The following is a 25,243-nucleotide window of genomic DNA, read 5'->3' as shown; positions in this document are numbered from 1 at the left end:
GTTAAATGTAAGATCACTGATTCCCTACAGCATGATAACAACGACAGGCTAATGCCATACGCGGGCAACTGTGCCCAGGAGATCCCATGTTGAGCAACGTTAAGAAAAAAGACATGCCGCTGATAGCCATCAGTCTGGTGGCTATTCTTTTCATCGCCGCCACACTTAGTCTCTTCCCTCAGCAGTCTGCACAAGTCGCAAATACCCTTTTTAACGGCGTTACCCGGATGCTGGGTTCCGCCGTGCAGATCCTCGTTCTGATGGCGATGGGTCTGGTCGTCTGGCTGGCCACCAGCAAATACGGCAATATTCGTCTGGGAGAAGGAAAAGCGGAATACAGCACGCTGTCCTGGCTGTTTATGTTTATTTGTGCCGGACTAGGTTCCTCCACGCTCTACTGGGGCGTTGCTGAGTGGGCCTATTATTACCAGACCCCGGGTCTGAATATCGCTCCGCACTCGCAAAAAGCGCTGGAATACAGCTTACCCTACTCTTTTTTCCATTGGGGAATTAGCGCCTGGGCGACCTATACGCTGGCTTCATTAACCATGGCCTACCACTTTCATGTGCGGAAAAACAAAGGGCTGAGCCTGTCCGGAATAATCGCCGCTATCACCGGCGTGCATCCGCAGGGCGTCTGGGGCCGGCTGGTTGATTTGATGTTCCTGATCGCCACAGTTGGCGCGTTAACCATCTCTCTGGTTGTCACCGCCGCCACCTTTACCCGTGGTTTATCTGCTCTCACGGGTTTACCGGATAACTTCACAGTACAGGCGTTTGTTATCCTGTTCTCTGGCGGCATTTTCTGTCTGAGCTCCTGGATCGGCATCAACAACGGCTTGCAACGTCTGAGCAAAATGGTCGGCTGGGGGGCGTTTTTACTGCCGCTGCTGGTGCTGATTGTCGGCCCGACCGAGTTCATCACCAACAACATCATTAACGCCATCGGTCTGACGACACAAAACTTTTTGCAGATGAGTCTGTTCACCGACCCGCTAGGCAACGGTGAGTTCACCCGCAACTGGACGGTGTTCTATTGGCTGTGGTGGATCTCCTACACCCCTGGCGTGGCAATGTTTGTCACTCGCGTATCCCGAGGTCGCAAAATCAAAGAGGTTATCTGGGCGTTAATCCTGGGTAGTACCGTTGGCTGCTGGTTCTTCTTTGGCGTGATGGAAAGCTACTCCATTCACCAATTTGTGAACGGTGTGATCGACGTACCGCAGGTTATGGCCACGTTAGGCGGCGAAACAGCCGTACAGCAAGTGTTGATGTCGTTGCCTGCCGGGAAACTGTTCCTGGTGGCGTATCTGGCGATCATGATTATTTTTCTCGCCTCGCATATGGATGCCGTCGCCTACACCATGGCGGCCACCAGCACGCGTAACCTGCAGGAAGGGGAAGATCCGCAACGTAGCTTACGTCTGTTCTGGTGCGTGGTCATCACCCTGATCCCATTATCGATTTTGTTCACCGGCGCGTCCCTGGAAACCATGAAGACCACGGTGGTTCTGACCGCACTTCCCTTCCTCGCCATTCTGTTGGTGAAGGTTGGCGGTTTTCTTCGTTGGGTACGGCAGGACTATGCCCTCGTTCCTGCACATCAAATTGAAGGTCATCTCCCCGAAACGCCAGTGGACGTCCCCGTCGCACCACCGGCCGCGACATTACTCAAAGGCGACAATTAAGCGCCAGTAAAAAATCCTCTTACTCACAAATTAAAGGTATTCCAATGAGCAATCTGAGCCCTGAGTTTATTCTGCCGCAAAATTTCTGTGCCAACCCGCAGGACGCCTAGACTATCCCTGCCCGGTTCTATACCGACCATCAGGCCTTCGAGCACGAGCAGGAGAAAGTGTTCGCTAAGAGCTGGATTTGTGTAGCCCACAGTAGCGAACTGGCGAAACCCAATGACTATGTAACCCGGGAAGTGATTGGCGAGAACATCGTGCTGGTACGTGGTCGCGATAACGTGCTGCGCGCGTTCTACAACGTTTGCCCGCATCGTGGTCATCAACTGTTGAGCGGCGAAGGGAAAGCGAAAAATGTGATTACCTGCCCTTACCACGCCTGGGCATTCAAGCTTGACGGTAACCTGGCGCATGCACGTAACTGCGAAAACGTTGCCAACTTCGACAGTGAGAAAGCACATCTCACCCCGGTACGGCTGGAAGAATATGCCGGATTCGTGTTTATCAACATGGATCCGAACGCGGGCAGCGTAGAAGAACAACTCCCAGGTCTTGCAGACAAAGTTATCGAAGCCTGCCCTGATGTGCATGACCTGAAGCTGGCGGCGCGCTTTACGACCCGAACTCCAGCCAACTGGAAGAATATTGTCGATAACTATCTGGAGTGCTACCACTGCGGCCCGGCTCACCCTGGTTTTTCCGACTCGGTTCAGGTTGATCGTTACTGGCATACTATGCACGGCAACTGGACGCTACAATACGGTTTAGCCAAACCGTCAGAGCAGTCATTTAAGTTCGAAGAAGGTGTTGATGCCGCCTTCCACGGTTTCTGGCTGTGGCCGTGCACCATGCTCAACGTCACGCCAATCAAAGGCATGATGACCGTTATCTACGAATTCCCGGTGGATGCGGAAACCACGCTGCAAAACTATGACATTTACTTCACCAACGAAGAGCTGACCGAAGAGCAGAAACAACTGATCGAATGGTATCGCAACGTCTTTCGTCCTGAAGATTTACGTCTGGTTGAAAGCGTGCAAAAGGGGCTGAAATCGCGCGGGTATCGCGGTCAGGGCCGCATTATGGCCGACACCAGCGGCAGCGGTATCTCCGAACATGGCATTGCCCATTTCCATAATCTGGTCGCGCAGGTGTTTCAGGAATAACCCGGGGCTGTAACGACAGACACCGGCGCGTCGTTGAACCGCGCCGGACAGATTTTTTAGGGAGTGCCGCAATGTCTGATTATCAAATGCAAGAAGTCCGGGTCAGTCGGATTGAGACCATTACCGCGCAGGTAAAACGCTTCACCCTAATGCCAACCTCAGGCCAGCCGTTGCCTGCGTTTCAGGGTGGCAGCCATATCATCGTGCAGATGCGCGATGGCGAGAACCTATACAGCAATGCGTACTCGCTGATGAGTTCACCCTTCGATACCAGCGCCTGGCAAATCGCCGTACGACTGGAGGAGGCGTCCAAAGGCGGCTCACGATATCTGCATCAAAAGGTGAAACCCGGCGACACGCTCACGATCTCCACGCCAAACAATCTGTTCGCCCTCGCTCCTCAGGCACAACAACATCTGTTGATTGCTGGAGGTATCGGCATCACACCGTTTTTATCGCATATCCCGGAACTGGAACACTCTAAGGCGCAATGGCAACTGCATTATTGCTCTCCCAGTCAGGACAACTGCGCGTTTTATGACGAACTCCTGCAACACCCCAGCGTCGATCGTATTCATCTGCATCTGTCAAGCGCAGGGACCCGCCTTGATTTATCTCGCCTGCTGGCCGATGTCGAACCCGGAACACATATTTACACCTGCGGTCCAGCAGTGCTCAACGATGCCGTCAGAGAAGCGGCTTCCCTCCATAGACTGGAAAGCAATACGCTACATTTCGAACAATTTGCGCTGGAAGATAAAAGCGGTGATGCCTTTACCCTGATTCTGGCGCGTTCCGGACGCGAGTTTGTGGTCCCGGAAGAGATGACCATTTTGCAGGTTATCGAAAATAACAAAGCCGCGCGCGTTGAGTGCCTGTGCCGGGAAGGTGTTTGCGGCACCTGTGAAACGACGATTCTTGAAGGGGAAGCGGATCACCGCGATCAGTATTTCAGCGACGACGAAAAAGCCAGCCAGCAAAGCATGCTTATTTGCTGCTCACGCGCCAAAGGTAAGCGCCTGGTGCTTGATTTGTAGCGTTGCGCAGGCCGGGTTAGCAATGGCGCAACCCGGCGAGCCTGGTGACTTACTGCGGATATTCCTGCAGCAGCGCGTTGAGACGATCGGACATCAGTTCGCCACGCCAACCGGAAACCAACTCCGGCAGGGTCTGCTGCGGCTTTAATTTCCAGTGCCAGTTGAGTAGCTGGTTGATTTGACGGCGTGAAGCCAGCAGTTCGACGCTAAGATTATGCTCAGTACTCACCTCGGCAACCAGCGCCTTAATAGCTTTAAACGCTTTGCGGTATCCAGGCATATCCATCAAATTCAGCAGCGGCTGTGGCAGTGATTCTTCCGGTAAAGCCTGCGCTTTTTCCACCAGAGAAATCAGCGTTTTGCCGTGGAAGCGAATTTCACTACCGGAAAGGCCGAGGCTGTCCAGTTCACCCAGACTCCCTGGCATATAACGAGCGACCGCCCACAGGTGTTCTTCACGCACCACAAAGTTCACCGCCAGATCGCGCTCACGCGCTTTACGCAGTCGCCAGTCGGCAAGCAGTTGCAGGCAGGCCAACTGACGAGTACGCAACTGCCAGGCGTTAGTGATATCGCGCCATGCGTCTTCAGGCGCCAGAACCTCCTGGCGACGCTGCTGCATTAAGCGACATTCGTCCAGTGCGGCTGGCAGCCAGCCGCTGGCTTCAGTTTCAACCATCAGTTTTGTGGTGATCGGTAATAGATACCAGACATCAGCCGCCGCGTACTCACACTGACGCTCGGTCAGCGGTCTGGCCAGCCAGTCGGTGCGGGATTCGCTTTTGTCCAGCGCCACCCCCGTAAACTCTTCCACCATCGCGGCAAACCCCCACGACAGCGGACGACCGCAAAAAGCAGCCAGAATTTGTGTATCAATCAACGGCTGCGGCAGTTCGCCAAAAGCGTTGAGAAACACTTCCAGATCTTCGCTACCTGCATGCAGGAATTTGGTGATGGCAGTATTACGCAGAATATCGCGCAGCGGCGACCAGTCGGTGATCCCCTGCGGATCAATCAGAGCAACGTGTTTGCCATCAAACAGCTGGATCAGCCCCAACTGCGGATAATAGGTACGCGTGCGAACAAATTCTGTATCCAGGGCTATCGCCGGAAATTCACGGACGGCTTCGCACAGCGTGGCCAACGCGTCGTCCGTGGTGATCATTTGATAATTCAAATCGTGCTCTCTTAGGTTTGCGCCAAAAAAAACGCCGGATTTCCCGGCGTTTTCTACTGGCTGACTTAACGCTCAGCCTTTATTGTCCACTTTGGCACGCGCTTCGTCACGTAATTCTCGTCGCAAAATTTTACCAACGTTAGATTTCGGCAACTCATCGCGAAACTCCACCAGCTTTGGTACTTTATAGCCCGTCAGGTGACGACGACAGAAAGTGACCAGCGCTTCATCGGTTAACGAGGCATCTTTCTTCACTACGAAAATTTTCACCGCTTCACCGCTGCTGCCGGACGGAACCCCAACCGCAGCCACTTCCTGCACGCCAGGGTGTTGCATAACCACGTCTTCAATTTCATTAGGGTAGACGTTAAAGCCGGACACCAGGATCATATCTTTCTTACGATCGACAATACGCAGGAAGCCTTCATCATCCATCACCGCAATATCGCCGGTGTGCAGCCAGCCGTCTTTGATGATTTCGTCAGTGGCGTCTGGTCGCTGCCAGTAGCCCAGCATCACCTGTGGACCTTTCACACACAGCTCACCCGGTTCTCCCGGCGGCACTTCGTTGTCGTCGTCTTCCACCAGCTTGACCTCAGTGGAGGGAACCGGTAAACCGATACTTCCGCTGTGGTAGTCAATATCGTGAGGGTTGACACTCACCAGCGGCGCGCACTCCGTCAGGCCATAACCTTCCAGAAGATACTGCCCCGTCAGCTTCACCCAACGTTCAGCTACCGCCTGTTGAACCGGCATTCCACCACCTGCTGAAAGGTGCAGTGACGAGAAGTCCAGTTGCTGAAACTCTTTGTTATTCAGCAGCGCGTTAAACAGCGTATTTACGCCGGTCATCGCGGTAAACGGATACTTCGCCAGTTCTTTGACCAGTCCTGGGATATCACGCGGGTTAGTAATCAGCAGGTTTTGACCACCCAGCTCAATAAACAGTAGGCAGTTCATCGTCAGCGCAAAAATGTGATACAGCGGTAGAGCCGTTACCACCAGTTCTTTGCCCGGATGCAGCAACGGGCCGTAGGTGGCGTTAACCTGCTCCAGGTTAGCCAGCATGTTGCGGTGCGTGAGCATCGCGCCTTTCGCCACGCCGGTTGTCCCGCCGGTATATTGCAGGAACGCCAGATCTTCCGACACCACTTCGGGTTTCACATACTGCATGCGATAGCCGTTTTGCAGCGCACTGCGAAACGAGATGGCATCCGGCAGGTGATACTTCGGCACCAGGCGCTTGATGTACTTCACGACAAAGTTAACCAGCGTTCCTTTGGCGGTCGACAGCTGATCGCCCATACGCGTCAGGATCACGTGTTGCACCGACGTTTTGTCGACCACTTTTTCCAGCGTATGGGCAAAGTTGGACACGATGACAATCGCCGACGCGCCGCTATCGTTGAGCTGATGTTCCAGCTCGCGAGGCGTATACAACGGGTTCACGTTCACGACGATCATGCCAGCACGTAAAATCCCAAACAGTGCGACCGGATATTGCAGCAGATTCGGCATCATCAGCGCGACGCGATCGCCCTTTTTCAGCCCGAGCCCCTGTTGTAAATAAGCGGCAAACGCACGGCTACGCTCTTCAAGCTTGCGGAAGGTCATCACCTCCCCCATGTTTACAAACGCGGGCTGATCGGCATAGCGTCTTACTGAGTGTTCAAAGAGTTCCACCAGGGATTGATAACGGTCAGGATTGATCTCCGCAGGAACACCAGCGGGATAACGGTTAAGCCAAACCTTTTTCAATACATCACCTCTAAAATGCGTATTCGTCGTCATCACAACCCCAGGCAATAAACAAACTGTTAACATAATATTAACTCAGCGTACCAGTTTGTTTATTACACAACGACAAGGTTGCGAAGCACGTCACTATTTATTTTTCTTATATCCACGTTAATGCAGAAACAGCGGACGAGCCGCTGTTTCTTTTACCAATAAAACAAAGAGTTACTCTGTTACTATGGTCTGAACCTGTGCCGGGCCGGGATTGTACCAGCCCCATCCGCCGTAGCCGCCGTAAGGCCAGCCACGCGCACCGTAGAACCAGGGGTCGATAGGCTGAGGCGGCATGACAATCTGCTGAGTAATATGCCAACGTTTATAACCAGTTACCTGCATCAGCATGAATTTATACGGCGTATTACCGATTTTTCCGTCCACCGTACCGCTTATCGGGCCGACGACGGTGACCAACTGACCACGGAAATCTACCGGGTCGAGAAAGCCATTTACATCAGCATAAATCCGCCCACGAGAGGCCTCACCCAGCACGGGGCGTGCACCGCTATCGAGCGGAACGGTGGCAATTTCCAGACGGGATTTTCCCTGCTGGTTCTGAATATCCACCACTTTGCCACCGAAACGAGCTTCCTGTCCGACATACAGCTGCGGCGCATTCATCACCCGCACCAGATCCTGCTGCGGCGTCGGGCTCGAACCTTTAATCGCATCCGGGATGGTGACGCAGCCGCTAAGCATTAACGCTAAGGCCCCCGCCAACACACCTTTCAATAACTGCTTTTGCACCGCCATATTGTGACTCCCTTTTCTTAGCTTCTGCCCCGGCCTGTTCACAATGCTGTGCACTGACGACTGTACGTCTTAGCCGGGGTTCTACTACTAAGATTCATTCTTTACCGGGAAGTTTCTTCCACGCCACGGTGTTACGTAAATAAACCGGTTCAGCGTGTTCGACCGCTACGGTCTCACCCGCAGCCAGCATTTGCGTGGCGACGGGCAGCATGTCTTCAGCCGCTGGAAGCAACACGTCACCATCGCTGAGCGTCAGCCCGCTGTCTTTACCAAGCTCAGGCCATGCCGGCCAGCCCGTCCCGACCGTCACCCACTCGCCAGACAGCTGCAATAAACGCTCATGTACCTGCTCGGGGGTTAACACCGCTTCGGTTTCTTCACCGTGCCAGTTACCGTTGTCATCACGCTGGTATTCGGCCCAGTAGACTTCGCCCATTCGCGCGTCAATCGCCGCCAGTACGCGAGTCGCGCCCGACTTACGCCAGGCGCCCTGTGCCATGGTCGCCAGGGTGGAGACGCCGATCATCGGTAAGTTTGCGCCTAACGCCAGCCCCTGAGCAATGCCAATACCGATACGCACGCCGGTGAAACTGCCGGGACCGCGACCAAACGCCAGGGCGTCGATATCGGTTAACGTGAGATCGCCAGCGGCCAGGATTTCCTGAACCATCGGTAAAATTCGTTGGGTGTGTTCTCGTGGGCAAAGCTCAAAGAGAGCCTTGATAGTACCGTCATTCCACAGGGCAACAGAGCACGCCTCTGTGGCGGTATCGATAGCCAGAATTCGCATGGGTGTTTGTGATCAGATCAATAAATTTGGCGCGCATCTTACCACACTCCGTAACAAATTACTCAGTCGTTGGTATGGCAAGAAAGCGAACCGCGCGAGCGATGTCACGCGTCCGCGGCGCAGGAGGAAGACTCGCCAGGAAGGTGGCGCCGTATGGCCGCATAACCAGACGATTGTCGCAAATCACCAGCACGCCGCGATCGTCAGCATCACGTATCAGACGCCCTACACCCTGCTTCAAGGTGATTACCGCATCCGGCAACTGGACGTCTTCAAACGGATCGCCGCCGCGCAGTCGACAATCCTCCATTCGGGCTTTTAACAGCGGGTCGTCCGGCGAGGTAAATGGCAGTTTATCGATTATCACCAGCGACAGCGTATCGCCGCGCACGTCCACGCCCTCCCAGAAGCTGCTGGTGGCAACCAATAGCGCATTACCTGCGCTGACAAACTGCTGTAGCAGTTGTCCTTTGCTGGTTTCGCCCTGCAGCAGTACGGGAAGCGTCATGGTAGCGCGGAATTGTTCCGCCAGATCGCGCATCATCGCGTGCGAAGTGCACAGCATAAAACAGCGGCCGTTGTTCGCTTCGATAATAGGTCGCAGCATGGATGCTAACTGGCGCGCAGCCCCCGGCTGGTTGGTTTGCGGGAGATTACGCGGCACGCACAGCAGCGCCTGGCGCGTGTAATCAAATGGGCTTGGCAGCAGCATCGACTCGGCATCTTCAATACCCAGTCGTGCGGTGAAATGATGAAGATCGTCGTTTACCGACAGCGTCGCGGAAGTAAAAATCCAGCAGCCCGGCTTTTGTTCCATCACCTCTTTGAATTTATCCGCCACCGTAAGCGGTGTCAGCGCGAGGGTGAAATGGCGGGAGGTGCATTCATACCAGTAGCTGAAGCCTGGCTGGTTGATCTCTTTCAGGCGCTTCAGACGCGCACGATAAAGCGTGGCGCGCTCAAACGCGGCATCCAGCAATGCCGAACGCCCGAGAGACAGCTTCGCCACGTCATAACACAGCTCCAGCGTGTCATCGAGCAGCAAAAACGCGCGCTGTACGCGCTGGTCGGCCAGCAGTTCCCGCAGATTTCCGCGATAGCCCGGCTCACCAAGCTGCAAGCGGAAGTCCTGAGCGCTTTGTGCAAGGCGATCGGCGCACTTTTGCAGCTGCTGAGTGTCTTTCAGCTCGGTGCGATAGGCAATGGTGATGTCTTTCGCCAGGTCTAACAGCTGGCGACTGGAGAGCGATTGACCAAAGTACTGGCTGGCGATATCCGGTAACTGATGCGCTTCATCGAAGATCATCACATCAGCTTCCGGGATCAGTTCGCCAAACCCGCTCTCTTTTACCACCATATCGGCGAGAAACAGATGATGGTTAACCACGACGACATCCGCATCCATCGCTTTTTTACGCGCTTTAACGACAAAACACTCTTTATACAGCGGGCAGTCGCTGCCCAGACAGTTGTCATTAGTGCTGGTCACCAGCGGCCAGGCCTGAGAGTCTTCCGCCACGCTGACGCAGGTGCTGATGTCCCCATCAAGGGTTTGATTTGACCAGGAGCGCAGCAGAATGACGTCGCTTAACGTTTGTACCGGCAAGTCGCCACCCGCCAGCGCCTGCTGTTCGAGACGCTCAAGGCACAGATAGTTTGAACGCCCTTTCAGCAGCGCCAGTTTACCGGTGAACTTCAGTGCTTTCGCGACGGTCGGGAGGTCGCGGCTGTATAGCTGATCCTGCAACGCCTTCGAGCCCGTGGAGACAATGACCTTCTTTCCTGCACGCAGCGCTGGGGCAAGATAAGCGTAGGTCTTACCCGTTCCGGTTCCGGCTTCTACCACCAGTGGTTGTGATTTTTCGATGGCATGACTGACGGCGATGGCCATCTGCCGCTGTGGTTCTCGCGGTTTAAAACCCGGTATCGCTTTAGCCAACTGACCGTCTGCTGCAAAATCGTCCGTCACACTGCCCCCTGTTCATTTGAACAGGGATTATGTCAGGCCAGCGGGTCTTTCGCCAGTTGAAGAGGTGACGTGGGCACAACATTATGGCAGTCTTGGCGCAACCCAAAGCTATTATAAAAAAACGTAAATGAGGAATGATTTATGACGATTGTGCGCATTGATGCCGAAGCGCGTTGGTCCGACGTGGTAATCCACAACAACACGCTGTATTACACCGGCGTGCCGGAAAATCTGGATGCAGACGCCTTTGAGCAGACGGCAAATACGCTGGCGCAAATTGATGCGGTGCTGGAAAAACAAGGCAGCAACAAGTCACGTATTCTTGATGCCACCCTATTTTTGGCAGACAAAAACGATTTTGCCGCCATGAACAAAGCCTGGGACGCGTGGGTCGTTGCTGGCCACGCGCCGGTACGTTGTACCGTTCAGGCCGGATTGATGAACCCGAAATACAAAGTTGAGATTAAGATAATCGCTGCAGTTTAAGCGGCGTTATTCGTCTTCATCTTCAAAACGCGCCACGATCCGCTCGCCGGTATGACTGGCGCGTAACTCTTCAGCAACCAGAGCAATGGCTTGTCCGCTGCTCATCCCCTGCGACATCAGCTCCTGAATACGCTCTACCGCTTTTTGCTGCTGCTCATGACTGAGTGAAGGTAAACCTGCAAACATTGTTAACTCCTGCTAAATTGTCTGCGCTAATTATTTCATGCTACCGGGCAGTTAGCCAGTAGAGTAGCAACGAGTCAGGACTGATGAAGACGTTATCTCCCGCAGTAATCACATTACCCTGGCGTCAGGACGCCGCTGAACGCTATTTTTCGACATTAAGCCATCTGCCCTGGGCGATGCTGCTGCATTCAGGTCAAGCCGACCATCCGCATAACCGCTTTGATATTCTGGTGGCGGATCCCGTCACCACGTTGGTTACACGTGCTGAAGAGACCGTAGTGCAGGACAGGCACGCAATCACGCGCTCGCTTGATGATCCAATGACGGTATTACATTCCGCGCTAGCTGCACACAAGATTCACCCCGAGTATCATCCCGATCTGCCGTTTCAGGGCGGCGCGTTAGGTCTGTTTGGCTACGACCTTGGCCGACGCTTTGAATCTCTGCCGACTATTGCTGAGCGCGATATTACGCTACCGGATATGGCCGTTGGCATTTACGACTGGGCGTTGATTGTTGACCACCAGTTGCAGACCGTATCGCTGCTCAGCCATACCGATGTCGAGGCTCGCCTGAAATGGCTCGACGCGCAACAACCGCCAACGCGTGAGCCGTTTATATTGACCTCGGCGTGGCAGTCCAATATGAGCCGCGCCCGGTACGGCGAAAAATTCCGCCAGGTGCAGGGCTATCTGCACAGCGGCGATTGTTACCAGGTCAACCTCGCGCAGCGTTTTCAGGCGCATTACGAGGGGGATGAGTGGCAGGCATTTGTCAAACTCAATCACGCTAACCGCGCCCCGTTCAGCGCGTTTATTCGTCTTGAGGAAGGCGTTATCCTCAGTCTTTCGCCGGAACGTTTTATTCTGCTGGAGAACCAGCATATCCAGACGCGTCCTATTAAAGGTACGTTGCCCAGGCTTGAAGATGCCGATGCCGATCGTGAGCAGGCCCGGCGGCTGGCGAATTCGCCGAAGGATCGTGCGGAGAACCTGATGATCGTCGATTTGATGCGTAATGATATTGGCCGCGTTGCCGTACCGGGTTCGGTACAGGTTCCGGAGCTGTTTGTCGTCGAACCGTTCCCTGCCGTTCATCATTTGGTCAGCACCATTACCGCACGTCTGCCAGAGTCATTACACGCCACCGATCTGCTACGCGCAGCCTTCCCCGGCGGCTCTATTACCGGTGCGCCGAAAGTGCGGGCGATGGAAATTATTGACGAACTGGAGCCACAAAGACGTAATGCCTGGTGTGGCAGCATCGGTTATCTGAGTTTCTGCGGCAATATGGATACCAGCATCACCATTCGCACGCTGACAGCCACAAACGGACAAATTTATTGTTCCGCTGGCGGCGGCATAGTGGCGGACAGTCAGGAAGACGCTGAATATCAGGAAACATTTGATAAAGTGAATCGTATTTTGCACCAACTGGAGAACTGAGACGTGGAATACAGCAGCCTGACGCTTGATGATTTCTTATCGCGCTTTCAACTCCTGCGCCCGCAGGTCAATCATGCCGCGTTAAACCAGCGCCAGGCCGCCGTACTGATCCCCGTCGTGCGTCGTCCACAGCCGGGATTGTTGTTAACCCAACGTTCCGTTCACCTGCGCAAGCACGCCGGACAGGTCGCCTTCCCCGGTGGGGCGGTGGATAGCAGTGATGCCTCGTTAATTGCCGCCGCCCTTCGCGAGGCACAGGAGGAGGTGGCGATCCCACCTTCATGCGTAGAAGTGATCGGCGTTCTGCCGCCGGTCGACAGCGTGACCGGTTTCCAGGTCACCCCAGTGGTAGGCATTATCCCGCCTAATCTGCCGTATCGCGCCAGTGAAGATGAAGTTTCAGCAGTGTTCGAAATGCCGCTGGCCCAGGCCCTGCATTTAGGTCGTTACCACCCGTTGGATATTTACCGTCGTGGCGATTCACATCGCGTATGGCTTTCCTGGTATGAGCAATATTTCGTCTGGGGAATGACTGCCGGAATAATTCGTGAGCTGGCGCTGCAAATTGGCGTCAAGCCCTGACTATACTTATCTTTACGCACGCCATAGACAACTTGAAACTCAGGTCACAACATTAGTAAAACCGCGGTTATCTATTAGTTTAATTCATGTGAATAGTTAAGCCGATCGCCGCGTTCCCTCTTACACTATGCGCAGTTATAACATCGTTACTGGAAAGCCCAGTCGCCCTGTAGGAGTATTATCGTGATTAGTCTATTCGACATGTTTAAGGTGGGGATTGGTCCCTCATCTTCCCATACCGTAGGGCCTATGAAGGCGGGTAAACAGTTCGTCGATGACCTGGTCGAAAAAGGATTACTGGACAGCGTTACTCGTGTCGCCGTCGACGTGTATGGTTCACTGTCGCTCACGGGTAAAGGTCACCACACCGATATCGCCATTATTATGGGTCTGGCGGGCAATGAGCCTGCTACCGTGGATATTGATAGCATCCCCGGATTTATCCGCGACGTAGAAACGCGTGGACGCCTGCTGCTTGCACAGGGTCAGCACGAAGTGGATTTCCCGCAGAATGACGGGATGCGTTTTCACAACGGCAACCTGCCGCTGCATGAAAACGGAATGCAGATCCATGCGTACAATGGCGAAACCGTCATTTATAGCAAAACCTACTACTCAATCGGCGGTGGATTCATCGTTGATGAAGAACATTTTGGTCAGGATGCCGCGGGCGAGGTCAGCGTGCCTTATCCGTTCAAATCCGCGACTGAAATGCTGGAGTACTGCAACAGCACCGGCCTGTCTCTCTCTGGCATGGCGATGCAGAACGAACTTGCTCTGCACAGCAAAAAAGAGATTGAAGAGTACTTTGGCCACGTCTGGCAAACCATGCAGGCCTGTATCGATCGTGGCATGAACACCGAAGGTGTGTTGCCGGGTCCGCTGCGCGTTCCTCGTCGTGCTTCAGCTCTGCGTCGTATGCTGGTTTCCAGCGATAAGCTGTCCAACGATCCGATGAACGTGATCGACTGGGTGAACATGTTCGCGCTGGCCGTTAACGAAGAAAACGCCGCGGGCGGTCGCGTAGTGACAGCGCCAACCAACGGTGCCTGCGGTATCGTGCCTGCGGTACTGGCCTATTACGATCATTTCATCGAGTCCGTCAGCCCAGATATCTATACCCGCTATTTCCTGGCGGCCGGTGCAATTGGCGCGTTGTACAAAATGAACGCCTCAATCTCTGGTGCAGAAGTAGGTTGTCAGGGTGAAGTTGGCGTAGCCTGCTCCATGGCTGCCGCTGGTCTGGCTGAACTGTTGGGCGCGAGCCCTGAGCAGGTGTGTGTTGCTGCCGAAATCGGCATGGAACATAACCTCGGCTTAACCTGCGATCCGGTTGCCGGTCAGGTACAGGTTCCGTGCATTGAGCGTAACGCAATTGCTTCAGTGAAGGCGATCAACGCTGCGCGTATGGCAATGCGCCGTACCAGCGCGCCGCGCGTCTCGCTGGATAAAGTCATTGAGACCATGTACGAAACAGGTAAAGACATGAACGCCAAATACCGCGAAACGTCACGCGGTGGCCTGGCAATCAAAGTTCAATGTGACTAATACTTAATTTTCGCCCATCTGCGACGGATGGGCGAATTTGCCCCCTCTCCCTCGTCTACTGTAATTTTCCCCACTACACTTGCTCTGTTGCTGTTGGCTTCTGTGACCAACGGCTTATCGGGCGGCCCGCATGCAAACAGCACAACGGATCATTAAAAATTATCGCCGGAATCGCTTAATCGTCTGCACAGTATGTGCACTACTGACGCTCATCCTCACATTAACTGTCCGATTTATTTCGGAGCGTAATTTAAATCACCGAAATATCGTCACCTTTGCCAACCATGCTGTAGAAGAACTGGATGACGTGCTTTTACCCTTGCAGACCGGACGTGATGTATTGCTGCCGTTAATTGGCCTCCCCTGCTCAGTGGCGCGTTTACCCTTAAGCAAACATGCCGCAAGACTGCAAACAGTGCGTTCTATTAATCTTATTCAAAGCGGGATCCTCTACTGCTCCAGCATTTTTGGGTATCGCAATGTCCCCATTCGCCAACTACAGTCCGAATTACCCAGCCGGGAACCGCAACTGCTGCTGTCTACTGACCATTCGCTGATAAAAGGCAGTCCGATTCTCACGCAATGGTATCCATCCTCTGCCGATGGTGAAGATGGCGTGCTGGAAATCGTCAATATCGATTTATTGTCGTCTATGTTGCTTGAACCCCAGCCGCCGCAGATCACCGATGCCAGCTTAACCGTTGGTAATCGGCATCTACTGTATGATCAAGGTGTGGTCGATACTCTGCCTAAGCTAAATGATGAAAAACGCTACCAGCTGTCATCTCAACATTTCCCGTTTACCATTAGCGTCACCGGCCCCGGTCCCAGTGAACTGGCGATTAAACATCTGCCAACACAGTTGCCGCTGGCGGTGATCCTGAGTTTATTAGTGGGCTACCTGGCATGGCTGGCAACTGCCAGCAGAATGAGTTTTTCCTGGGAGATTAATCTGGCCCTTGCTGCTCGGGAATTCGAGCTATTTTGCCAGCCGCTGCTTAATGCGCAAACCCAGCAATGCATGGGCGTGGAGATTCTTCTACGCTGGAATAACCCACGCCAGGGTTGGATCTCTCCGGAAGTGTTTATTCCCATCGCTGAGGAGCACAACCTGATTGTGCCGCTAACCCGTCATGTCATCGCAGAAACCATTCAGCAAAGACACGTTTTCCCGATGAGCAGTCAGTTTCATATTGGGATTAATGTCGCCGCCAGCCATTTTCGCCATGGCACGCTGTTAAAAGATCTCAACCAGTATTGGTTTAGCCAGCATCCCATTCAGCAGTTAGTCATCGAACTTACCGAACGAGATGCGTTACTGGATGTGGATTATCGGATTGTACGCGAGCTAAATCGCCTTGGCGTAAAACTGGCGATTGACGATTTTGGCACCGGCAACAGCTCGCTCTCATGGCTGGAAAAACTCCGCCCGGATGTGCTGAAGATCGATAAATCATTTACTTCGGCAATAGGAACAGACGCCGTTAATTCAACCGTCACAGACATCATTATCGCTTTGGGGAAAAAATTGAATATAGAACTGGTGGCGGAAGGCGTTGAAACACTGGCGCAGGCTCAGCATTTGCGCCGACACGGCGTACATTTGTTGCAAGGTTTTTTGTACGCAAAGCCAATGCCGCTGCGCGATTTCCCTAAGTGGCTGGCGGGCAGCACGCCGCCGCCCACCCGACATAACGGGCGACACAGTATGCCCGTCATGCCGTTTCGCTAAACCCGATTACTCGTCTTCGTCGTGAGCGGGTTGTTCTTTAACAATGCGAACTAAATCCACACGATAGTCATTCGCTTCGACAATCGTAATACTCAGCGGTGCAACCTCGATAACATCACCGACACGTGGAATATGGCCGTTAGCCGCAATGACTAAACCTGCCACCGTGGCGATGTCTTCGTCTTCATTCACTAACGTATCCACGTCCAGCGCCTGTTGCAACGCATGCAGATCGGTACCGCCTTTGACCAACCAACCACCTGCATCAGCTATAATTTCTGGTGTTTCATCGGCATCCGGGAATTCACCAGCAATGGCTTCTAATACGTCCAGCGGCGTGACCAGACCCTGTACTACGCCAAACTCGTTAGTGACGATAACGAAGCTACCGCGGGCACGACGCAGAACGCCTAACAGATTGATCGGGTCCAGCGTTTCCGGAACAACGATAGCCGGAGAAGCAGAGGCAATCGCCGCCACATCCACACCGTCTTCCAGCGCCACCAGCAGCTCTTTAGCACGCACGATACCGATGATTTCGTCCAGCTCGCCACGGCATACCGGGAACAGGCTATGAGGTGACGAAAGCAACTGCTCACGAATTTCCGCCACGCTCAGGTCGGCATCAACCCAGCTGATTTCACCACGTGGCGTCATAATGCCGCGTAATGAACGCGACGCCAAAGAGAGGACGCCGTTAATCATATAGCGTTCTTCTTCCACAAACGCGCCTTCCGGGACAGGAACCGGCACCGGGTTATCGGATTCCATCTGCACGCTGGCCTGACGTTTACCGCCCATCAGACGCAGGATTGCATCGGCAGTTCGTGCACGCAGCGGCAGCGTCGACTGGTGACGAATAAAGTTACGACGGGCAATCTGGTTAAACAACTCGATGATGATCGAGAAACCAATCGCCGCATACAGATAACCTTTCGGAATATGGAAGCCAAACCCTTCGGCAACCAGGCTCAGACCAATCATCAACAGGAAGCTCAGACACAGCACCACCACCGTCGGGTGTTGGTTCACAAATCGTGTCAGCGGCTTAGAGGCCAGCAGCATCACGGCCATGGCAATCACTACTGCCGCCATCATCACTGGCAGATGGTTGACCATGCCGACCGCCGTAATCACGGCATCCAGCGAGAACACCGCATCGAGGATGACAATCTGCGTTACGACAACCCAAAAGCTCGCATACCCTTTCGTCTGCCCGGTATCATGTTCACGGTTTTCCAGCCGCTCATGCAGCTCTGTCGTAGCCTTGAACAAGAGGAAGATACCCCCCAGCAGCATAATCAGATCGCGCCCCGAGAACGCATAGTCCATTACCGTGAACAGCGGCTTTGTCAGCGTCACCATCCACGAAATCACGGACAACAAGCCCAGACGCATAATCAGTGCCAGTGACAAACCGATTAAACGCGCTTTATCACGCTGTTTCGGCGGCAGCTTATCAGCCAGGATCGCAATGAAGACCAGGTTATCAATACCCAGAACAATTTCGAGAACGACAAGCGTGAGCAAACCCACCCAAATCTGCGGGTCCATTAATAATTCCATGACAAGCTCCTGCTTAAGGAATGACCAAACTGCGCGCTGAGGATCTCAGGCGTTAAAGCGATATGCAGAGAAAATTTGTGGCAAAAAGTGCCAATCTGACAGGCTTGATACGGCCTGAAGGTGAAATGACGTCGGTGACGATCCATATGGTGGGCTACTGCCCTATACTCCTGAGTAATTAAACAGATGCTAAACATAACAGAGAGAAGCTGTTTTTAGCAAAGATTTACCTTCCTTTGCAATAAGTTGTTTCGGAGATATTTTACCCTTCGAAATTTCTTTTTATCGGAAGTTAAATTACGGATCTTCATCACATAAAATATTTTTTTCGATATCTAAAATAATTCACGAAAATCATAGGTTTTTCTTTGTAACCCTTATCTGAATCGATTCGATTGCGGACGACGATTCAAATACATCTTCACGTTGATGTGTTAACGATAATAAAGGAGGTAGCAAGTGACCATTGCTATTGTAATAGGCACACATGGTTGGGCTGCAGAGCAGTTACTTAAGACGGCAGAGATGCTGTTAGGCGAGCAGGAAAACGTCGGCTGGATCGATTTCGTTCCAGGCGAAAATGCTGAAACGCTGATCGAAAAGTACAACGCTCAGTTGGCAAAACTCGATACCAGTAAAGGCGTGCTGTTTCTCGTTGACACATGGGGAGGCAGCCCGTTTAACGCTGCGAGCCGCATTGTCGTCGATAAAGAGCATTACGAAGTAATCGCCGGTGTGAACATTCCCATGCTGGTTGAGACCTTCATGGCGCGTGATGACAACCCAAGCTTTGATGAATTAGTGGCACTGGCCGTTGAAACCGGTAGCGAAGGCGTGAAAGCGCTGAAAGCAAAACCGGTGGAAAAAGCCGCTCCTGCCCCTGTCGCGGCACCTAAAGCAGCAACTCCCGCGAAACCAATGGGTCCGAACGATTATATGCAGATCGGCCTGGCGCGTATTGATGACCGCTTAATCCATGGTCAGGTGGCAACTCGCTGGACCAAAGAAACCAACGTAACACGCATTATCGTCGTCAGTGATGAAGTTGCCGCCGATACCGTGCGTAAAACGCTGCTGACTCAGGTAGCACCTCCGGGTGTGACGGCGCATGTGGTTGATGTCGCGAAAATGATCCGCGTCTACAACAACCCGAAATATGCAGGTGAGCGTGTGATGCTGTTGTTCACCAACCCAACCGACGTAGAACGTATCGTTGAAGGTGGTGTGAAAATTACCTCCGTGAACATTGGCGGTATGGCTTTCCGTCAGGGTAAAACGCAGGTAAACAACGCAATTTCTGTCGATGACAAAGACATCGAAGCCTTCAAGAAACTCAACGAACGCGGTATTGAGCTTGAGGCCCGTAAGGTTTCTACCGATCAGAAACTGAAAATGATGGATTTGATTGCCAAGGTGAAATAATTCTCTGGCATTTACTTAGTTTTCACACTTAAGTCTGTATAGCAATAGGAGAAGTACAATGGAGATTACCACTCTTCAGATTGTGCTGGTGTTCATCGTCGCATGTATCGCGGGTATGGAGTCGGTACTCGATGAATTTCAGTTCCACCGTCCGTTGGTGGCCTGTACGCTGATTGGTGCCGTTCTCGGGGATATGAAAACCGGTATCATCATCGGTGGTACCCTGGAAATGATCGCCCTGGGCTGGATGAACATCGGTGCTGCGGTTGCACCAGATGCCGCACTGGCCTCAATTATCTCTACCGTTCTGGTTATCGCGGGTCACCAAAGCATTGGTGCCGGTATCGCGCTGGCTATCCCACTGGCAGCAGCAGGCCAGGTACTGACCATTATCGTTCGTACAATCACCGTAGCATTCCAGCACGCAGCGGATAAGGCAGCCGAAAACGGTAACCTGACTGCGCTCTCCTGGCTGCACGTATCCTCTCTGTTCCTACAGGCTATGCGTATCGCTATCCCGGCGGTAATCGTTGCGATTTCTGTTGGTACCAGTGAAGTTCAGAGCATGCTTAACGCCATTCCGGAAGTCGTAACCGGTGGTCTGAACATCGCAGGCGGTATGATCGTAGTGGTTGGTTATGCGATGGTCATCAACATGATGCGCGCAGGCTATCTGATGCCATTCTTCTACCTCGGCTTCGTCACCGCGGCATTTACTAACTTCAACCTGGTTGCTCTGGGTGTGATTGGCGCAGTCATGGCCATCCTCTACATTCAGCTGAGCCCGAAATATAACCGCGTAGCCGGTGCACCTGCTGCGGCGGCTGGCAATAACGATCTCGATAACGAACTGGACTAGCAGGTGAGCGAAATGGTTGATATGACTAAAACTACCACCGAGAAAAAACTCACTCCGAGTGACATTCGTGGCGTGTTCATTCGTTCTAACCTGTTTCAGGGTTCATGGAACTTCGAACGTATGCAGGCGCTGGGTTTCTGTTTCTCCATGGTACCGGCTATCCGCCGCTTGTACCCGGAAAACAACGATGCACGTAAGCAAGCGATTAAGCGTCACCTGGAATTCTTTAACACCCATCCGTACGTAGCGGCTCCAGTACTGGGCGTTACGCTGGCAATGGAAGAACAGCGTGCAAACGGCGCAGAGATTGACGATGGTGCCATCAACGGTATCAAAGTTGGTCTGATGGGTCCGCTGGCAGGCGTCGGTGACCCGATCTTCTGGGGTACCGTACGTCCGGTCTTCGCCGCACTCGGCGCAGGTATTGCGATGAGCGGCAGCCTGCTGGGGCCACTGCTGTTCTTCATCCTGTTTAACCTGGTTCGTCTGGCAACCCGTTATTACGGTGTGGCATATGGCTACCGTAAAGGTGTCGATATCGTTAAAGATATGGGCGGCGGCTTCCTGCAGAAGCTGACCGAGGGGGCGTCAATCCTCGGCCTGTTTGTCATGGGAGCATTGGTTAACAAGTGGACGCACGTAAACATCCCGCTGGTGGTTTCCACTATCACCGGTCAGGATGGTCAGACTCGTGTTACCACCGTGCAGACTATCCTTGACCAGCTGATGCCGGGTCTGGTTCCTCTGCTGCTGACATTCGCCTGTATGTGGCTGCTGCGTAAAAAAGTGAACCCGCTGTGGATCATCGTTGGCTTCTTCGTCATCGGTATCGCGGGCTACGCTGTCGGACTGCTCGGCCTGTAAGACTGTTGTACATCACCGGGGGCTTGCCCCCGGTTTTTCTATTTAGAGGGTTGAGGATTCATGACTATCACGGACCTGGTGCTAGTTCTATTCATCTTTTCGCTGCTGGCGTATGCCATTTACGATCAGTTCATCATGCCCCGCCGTAATGGCCCTACTCTGCTTACTGTCGCCCTGCTTCCCCGCAGCAGAGTCGACAGCGTTATCTTCCTTGGCTTGGTAGCTATTCTTATCTACAACAACATCACCAGCCACGGCGCGCAATTTACCACATGGTTATTATGTGCACTGGTATTGATGGGGTTGTATCTGTTCTGGATCCGTACGCCAAAAATCATCTTCAAGCAGAAAGGTTTTTTCTTCGCCAACGTCTGGATTGAATATAACCGCATTAAAGAGATGAATTTATCTGAAGACGGTGTATTAGTGATGCAATTAGAACATCGAAGATTGTTAATCCGCGTACGAAATATAGACGATCTTGAGAGGATATATAAACTTTTAATTTCAAATCAATAACTTATAAATATAGCCTGAACTATGTTTTTATATATCAGTATAAAAACAAACATAGCCAAGGCTATATTTAACTGTCCACAATGTTATTTATTTTAACGTTTTATTTATAAATAAATCTAAATGAAAATCGTTTTCAATTAGAAGTCAAATATTATTTCTGCGTTTCTTGTTTTATATTCTCAAAATATGTTAAGGTTGCGCCCGTCGTTGGGGAGTAGCCGATTTCCAGACTCCGGAAATGTACGTGTCAACATACTCGTTGAAAAACGTGGCGCGTACGGACTGAATTTACAGGTTCAGTCAGGCGAGACCATAGGCACATCAACTGCAATGCATATCTGAATGGCGCTGTATTTATAGTGATTCCGGCCTGTATGCATGGTTACTGGGGGCAGTGATGTGTTTTATGGATACCCCGGTCAGGACGCTGTTATGAATCTCACCGCTACAGTTCTTCTCGCTTTCGGCATGTCGATGGATGCTTTCGCTGCATCAATTGGCAAAGGCGCCACACTGCATAAACCCAAATTTTCTGAAGCATTGCGCACAGGTCTGATATTCGGCGCAGTTGAAACGCTTACGCCGCTGATTGGCTGGGGCATGGGTATGTTGGCCAGCAAATTCGTGCTGGAGTGGAACCACTGGATCGCCTTCATTCTGCTGATCTTTTTAGGCGGGCGAATGATAATCGAAGGTTTTCGCGACAACGGGGATGAAGAGGAAGAACCGCAGCGCCGTCATGGTTTCTGGCTGCTGGTTACCACCGCCATTGCCACCAGTCTCGACGCAATGGCCGTCGGGGTGGGTCTGGCTTTCCTGCAAGTCAATATTATTGCCACCGCGCTGGCCATCGGCTGCGCCACATTGATTATGTCCACGCTCGGCATGATGATTGGTCGTTTCATTGGCCCGATGCTGGGCAAACGAGCAGAAATTTTGGGTGGGGTGGTGCTGATTGGTATCGGTGCCCAGATCCTCTGGGCACACTTCCACGGTTAATTCAGACGCTGCCAGACATGAATACTAAAATCGGTCTGGCAGTCAAACGTCGTTTTCTCCGCTAACGTTTTCCACACCTCCGGCTTTGCCCGCCAGGCGAACGGCGTCATTTGCAGTAACGCAACGGCCTCGCTGCCCTGAAGCTGCATCTGATACCCCAGCGCAATACTCTGTTGCAGAACAAAACCGTCCAGTTGCTCTGTGTGTGGCGCATGCAAACGCACCTCATCATAAATAAGCCCTTTCAGTTCCATTAAATGACGCGGTCCCGGCGTGGCGGTGATAACCCATCCCCCCGGTTTAACCACGCGTGCCAGCTCTTGCGCTTTACAGGGCGCGTAGATCCTGATGATGGCATCCATTGACTCATCTGCGAACGGCAGACGATGGCTGGAGGCAACGCAAAAGGTCACCTGCGGATAGCGTCTGGCTGCAGCTTTAATTGCCACTTTGGAGACGTCAAGACCAAAGGTTGTACAACCCGTCAGCGCGTCGGCAAACGCATGGGTGTAATACCCTTCCCCACAGCCAATATCCAGGATCGCTGCATCCTCTGAAGTCGACTTCTCTTTCAGCACATTCACAATCGCATCACGCAACGGTTGATAGTGCCCGGCATCAAGAAATGCCCGTCGCGCCTGCATCATCTCAGCGCTGTCACCCGGATCGCGCGATCGTTTATGCTGAACCGGCAGTAAGTTGACATACCCTTCTTTCGCCACGTCAAACTGGTGCCGCCCGGGGCAGACAAAACTGTTATTCGCTTGAGTAAGAGGCTGGTGGCAAAGAGGACAGGAAAACGACATGACAACTCCGGCAGGTGACTTAAGGGCGCAAGTGTAACGCGAATTGCGCCCTGGGAAAATAACTTACAGCGACGGCGAGGATACGTTGCTGCCGTGCATCACCAGCAGATGATCGGAGTCAGCAGGCATGCCATCCGGTTTAACGTTCTCCAGACGCAGGACATCACCCATTATCTGGCTGAAGACAGGCGCAGAGACAGCCCCACCATAATAAGCACCGTTTTGCGGATTATTGATGACGACCACCAGTGCAAATTTCGGGTCGCTCGCTGGCGCAACGCCTGCTGTATAAGCCACGTATTTATCGACATACTTACCGTCATCACCAATTTTCTTTGCCGTTCCTGTTTTAACCGCCACGCGATAATCCCTGACCGCGGCTTTAGTTCCCCCACCACCAGGTAACGCAACGCTTTCCATCATATGTTCAACCTGGTGAACCAGCGCCTCCGGCATCACTCGGGTACCGATTACCGGCGGGTCAATACGGGTAATCGAAAGGGGCCGATAGATACCAAAACTACCAATGGTTGCATATACGTGCGCCAACTGCAGCGGCGTTACCATTAATCCATAACCAAATGCAAAGGTCGCGCGATCCAAATCGCTCCAGTAGCGGCGTTGAGGCATTAAACCGCTGCTTTCACCGGTTAATCCCAGTCCGGTTGGATCGCCAAAACCAAAGCTTTTATAGGTATCCAGCAATTTTTGGACAGGCATAGCCAATGAAAGGTGCGACACGCCGGTATCGCTCGATTTCTGTAAAATCCCGGTCAGCGACAGTTCCGGGTAAAACCCGACGTCGCGAATGCGATGTCCATCAAGGTAAAAAGGATGGGTATCAATCACGCTGTCGGGTTGTACTATCCCCTGCTGGAGTGCAGTCATGATCACCAGCGGTTTAACGGTTGAACCGGGTTCAAACGTATCGCTAATTGCACGGTTACGAAAATCATCCAGTACCGCGCCATCACGATTATTGGGGTTGAAGTCAGGAAAGCTCGCCATGGACAGTATTTCACCGGTAGCAATGTTGACCAGCACTGCGGCTCCTGATTCTGCTTTATTCCACGTAACGGCATTGTCCAACGCATCTTCGGTGACCGTCTGCAGACGCTCATCGATGCTGAGCTGTAATTCGTGTGCAGGAACAGGCGTAACTTCGGTGATATTCTCAATGACATGGCCAAATTTGTCTTTACGTACCAGACGGGAGCCAGGTTTACCCATCAGCTGGTTATTAAAGCTCTTTTCCAGCCCTTCAATGCCTTGTCCATCAATGTTGGTAAAACCAATGAGATTCGCCGCTACGTGGCCTGCGGGATAGAACCGGCGGGATTCCTCGCGCAGGTTGATGCCCGGGAGATTAAGATCATCTACCCACTCAGCCTGCTGAGGGGAAATTTGTCGTGCCAGATAAATAAAACGTCCGCCAGGATTACTGTTAACGCGTTCCGCCAGCGTACTCAGTGACAAATGCAGAGTCCTTGCCAGAGCCTGCCAGCGTTCGTTGTAACCCACGCCTCCCTTGCTGATGATGGTCTTAGGATCGGCCCATACGGCGTTAACCGGAACACTTACCGCCAGCGGTCGCCCTTCTCTGTCGGTAATCATCCCGCGCGGCGAGGCAATAGTTACCTCACGTAACGAACGCATATCTTCCTGTTTCACCAGACTCGTCGGCGTGACAATTTGCAGCCACGCAACCCGACCCAGCAGCAATCCCAGACTCAATAATATTGCCACACAAAGCAGGGCAAAACGTACGGGAGTAAAATTGCGCGCGTCGCCGTCGTTTTTCTTTTTCACCTGGTCTCCAGCAAGATAGTTTTTCAGGTGTCTGATTTAACGA

Annotated in this window: 22 protein-coding genes and 1 pseudogene; 13 read left to right on the top strand and 10 right to left on the bottom strand. The window is 52.8% G+C overall.

What is annotated here, in order from left to right:
- Positions 1-86 precede the first annotated feature (86 nt).
- The 3 genes and pseudogenes from LY264_RS11120 to LY264_RS11110 all read left to right on the top strand — a co-directional run bounded on the left by LY264_RS11120 (position 87) and on the right by LY264_RS11110 (position 3,894).
- A complete protein-coding gene (locus LY264_RS11120) occupies positions 87-1,688 on the top strand; it encodes a BCCT family transporter (protein WP_048224147.1) in 1,602 nt (533 codons plus the stop codon).
- A gap of 44 nt (positions 1,689-1,732) precedes the next feature.
- Positions 1,733-2,857: pseudogene (gene yeaW / locus LY264_RS11115) on the top strand (carnitine monooxygenase, oxygenase subunit YeaW).
- Between the two features lie 71 nt (positions 2,858-2,928).
- Positions 2,929-3,894, top strand: coding sequence for a PDR/VanB family oxidoreductase (locus LY264_RS11110; RefSeq protein WP_048224152.1), 966 nt, complete (start codon positions 2,929-2,931; stop codon positions 3,892-3,894).
- Positions 3,895-3,943: 49 nt separating this feature from the next.
- Here LY264_RS11110 and rnd read toward each other — a convergent pair whose 3' ends face one another.
- The 5 genes from rnd to LY264_RS11085 form a co-directional block, all read right to left on the bottom strand.
- On the bottom strand, positions 3,944-5,059 hold the full coding sequence (gene rnd, locus LY264_RS11105; protein ID WP_048224155.1) for a ribonuclease D: 1,116 nt from the start codon (positions 5,057-5,059) through the stop codon (positions 3,944-3,946).
- A gap of 84 nt (positions 5,060-5,143) precedes the next feature.
- Positions 5,144-6,829, bottom strand: a complete 1,686-nt coding sequence (gene fadD, locus LY264_RS11100; protein WP_122984018.1) for a long-chain-fatty-acid--CoA ligase FadD — start codon at positions 6,827-6,829, stop codon at positions 5,144-5,146.
- Between the two features lie 204 nt (positions 6,830-7,033).
- Positions 7,034-7,618, bottom strand: a complete 585-nt coding sequence (locus LY264_RS11095) for a Slp family lipoprotein (protein ID WP_048224161.1) — start codon at positions 7,616-7,618, stop codon at positions 7,034-7,036.
- A gap of 94 nt (positions 7,619-7,712) precedes the next feature.
- The gene (gene tsaB / locus LY264_RS11090) at positions 7,713-8,408 is read right to left on the bottom strand and encodes a tRNA (adenosine(37)-N6)-threonylcarbamoyltransferase complex dimerization subunit type 1 TsaB (protein ID WP_048224163.1); all 696 of its coding nucleotides are present in this window, start codon (positions 8,406-8,408) and stop codon (positions 7,713-7,715) included.
- 58 nt (positions 8,409-8,466) lie between these two features.
- The gene (locus LY264_RS11085) at positions 8,467-10,377 is read right to left on the bottom strand and encodes a DNA repair helicase YoaA (protein ID WP_003020980.1); all 1,911 of its coding nucleotides are present in this window, start codon (positions 10,375-10,377) and stop codon (positions 8,467-8,469) included.
- A 141-nt stretch (positions 10,378-10,518) separates the two neighbouring features.
- Here LY264_RS11085 and LY264_RS11080 point away from each other — a divergent pair, with 141 nt between their 5' ends.
- Complete coding sequence (locus tag LY264_RS11080; RefSeq protein WP_003020984.1) at positions 10,519-10,863, top strand: RidA family protein; 345 nt, start codon at positions 10,519-10,521, stop codon at positions 10,861-10,863.
- Between the two features lie 6 nt (positions 10,864-10,869).
- Here LY264_RS11080 and LY264_RS11075 read toward each other — a convergent pair whose 3' ends face one another.
- Complete coding sequence (locus LY264_RS11075) at positions 10,870-11,049, bottom strand: YoaH family protein (RefSeq protein ID WP_003020986.1); 180 nt, start codon at positions 11,047-11,049, stop codon at positions 10,870-10,872.
- 83 nt (positions 11,050-11,132) lie between these two features.
- Between LY264_RS11075 and pabB the strand changes: the two genes are divergently transcribed.
- The 4 genes from pabB to LY264_RS11055 all read left to right on the top strand — a co-directional run bounded on the left by pabB (position 11,133) and on the right by LY264_RS11055 (position 16,356).
- Positions 11,133-12,494, top strand: coding sequence for an aminodeoxychorismate synthase component 1 (gene pabB, locus LY264_RS11070; protein WP_048224166.1), 1,362 nt, complete (start codon positions 11,133-11,135; stop codon positions 12,492-12,494).
- A 3-nt stretch (positions 12,495-12,497) separates the two neighbouring features.
- A complete protein-coding gene (locus LY264_RS11065; RefSeq protein ID WP_003020991.1) occupies positions 12,498-13,076 on the top strand; it encodes a CoA pyrophosphatase in 579 nt (192 codons plus the stop codon).
- A gap of 183 nt (positions 13,077-13,259) precedes the next feature.
- Complete coding sequence (gene sdaA / locus LY264_RS11060; protein WP_003833765.1) at positions 13,260-14,624, top strand: L-serine ammonia-lyase; 1,365 nt, start codon at positions 13,260-13,262, stop codon at positions 14,622-14,624.
- Positions 14,625-14,754: 130 nt separating this feature from the next.
- Complete coding sequence (locus tag LY264_RS11055) at positions 14,755-16,356, top strand: EAL domain-containing protein (protein WP_048224169.1); 1,602 nt, start codon at positions 14,755-14,757, stop codon at positions 16,354-16,356.
- A gap of 6 nt (positions 16,357-16,362) precedes the next feature.
- Here the strand turns inward: LY264_RS11055 and yoaE are convergent, their stop codons facing one another.
- Together yoaE and LY264_RS25990 are read right to left on the bottom strand one after the other, a co-directional pair.
- Entirely contained in the window at positions 16,363-17,922 is a 1,560-nt protein-coding gene (gene yoaE / locus LY264_RS11050) for a CNNM family cation transport protein YoaE (RefSeq protein WP_008785026.1), read from the bottom strand.
- A complete protein-coding gene (locus LY264_RS25990; RefSeq protein WP_370766360.1) occupies positions 17,910-18,068 on the bottom strand; it encodes a protein YoaL in 159 nt (52 codons plus the stop codon). Before LY264_RS25990 ends, yoaE begins: the two co-directional genes overlap by 13 nt.
- Before the next feature lie 313 nt (positions 18,069-18,381).
- On the opposite strand from LY264_RS25990, the gene manX reads away from it, so the two are divergent.
- The 5 genes from manX to mntP all read left to right on the top strand — a co-directional run bounded on the left by manX (position 18,382) and on the right by mntP (position 22,585).
- Entirely contained in the window at positions 18,382-19,344 is a 963-nt protein-coding gene (manX, locus tag LY264_RS11045) for a PTS mannose transporter subunit IIAB (RefSeq protein ID WP_003833768.1), read from the top strand.
- A gap of 58 nt (positions 19,345-19,402) precedes the next feature.
- Complete coding sequence (locus LY264_RS11040; protein ID WP_003021004.1) at positions 19,403-20,203, top strand: PTS mannose/fructose/sorbose transporter subunit IIC; 801 nt, start codon at positions 19,403-19,405, stop codon at positions 20,201-20,203.
- A gap of 12 nt (positions 20,204-20,215) precedes the next feature.
- Positions 20,216-21,067: a PTS mannose transporter subunit IID gene (locus LY264_RS11035; RefSeq protein WP_003833769.1), complete on the top strand. Its 852-nt coding sequence runs from the start codon at positions 20,216-20,218 to the stop codon at positions 21,065-21,067.
- A 60-nt stretch (positions 21,068-21,127) separates the two neighbouring features.
- Positions 21,128-21,586, top strand: coding sequence for a DUF986 family protein (locus LY264_RS11030; protein WP_003021010.1), 459 nt, complete (start codon positions 21,128-21,130; stop codon positions 21,584-21,586).
- Positions 21,587-22,018: 432 nt separating this feature from the next.
- Positions 22,019-22,585, top strand: a complete 567-nt coding sequence (mntP, locus tag LY264_RS11025; protein WP_003021013.1) for a manganese efflux pump MntP — start codon at positions 22,019-22,021, stop codon at positions 22,583-22,585.
- On the opposite strand, the gene rlmA is transcribed toward mntP, so the two are convergent.
- A complete protein-coding gene (rlmA, locus tag LY264_RS11020; protein ID WP_048216189.1) occupies positions 22,582-23,391 on the bottom strand; it encodes a 23S rRNA (guanine(745)-N(1))-methyltransferase in 810 nt (269 codons plus the stop codon). The two genes, mntP and rlmA, sit on opposite strands and share 4 nt — an antisense overlap.
- A 63-nt stretch (positions 23,392-23,454) precedes the next feature.
- Positions 23,455-25,200 carry a peptidoglycan glycosyltransferase FtsI gene (ftsI, locus tag LY264_RS11015; RefSeq protein WP_003833773.1) on the bottom strand — a complete coding sequence of 582 codons (1,746 nt, stop codon included), beginning with the start codon at positions 25,198-25,200 and terminating at the stop codon, positions 23,455-23,457.
- Positions 25,201-25,243: the final 43 nt, after the last annotated feature.

The sequence above is a fragment of the Citrobacter portucalensis genome (assembly GCF_023374935.1).
Lineage (GTDB): Bacteria > Pseudomonadota > Gammaproteobacteria > Enterobacterales > Enterobacteriaceae > Citrobacter > Citrobacter portucalensis.
This window is presented reverse-complemented; position numbering and strand designations above follow the sequence as displayed.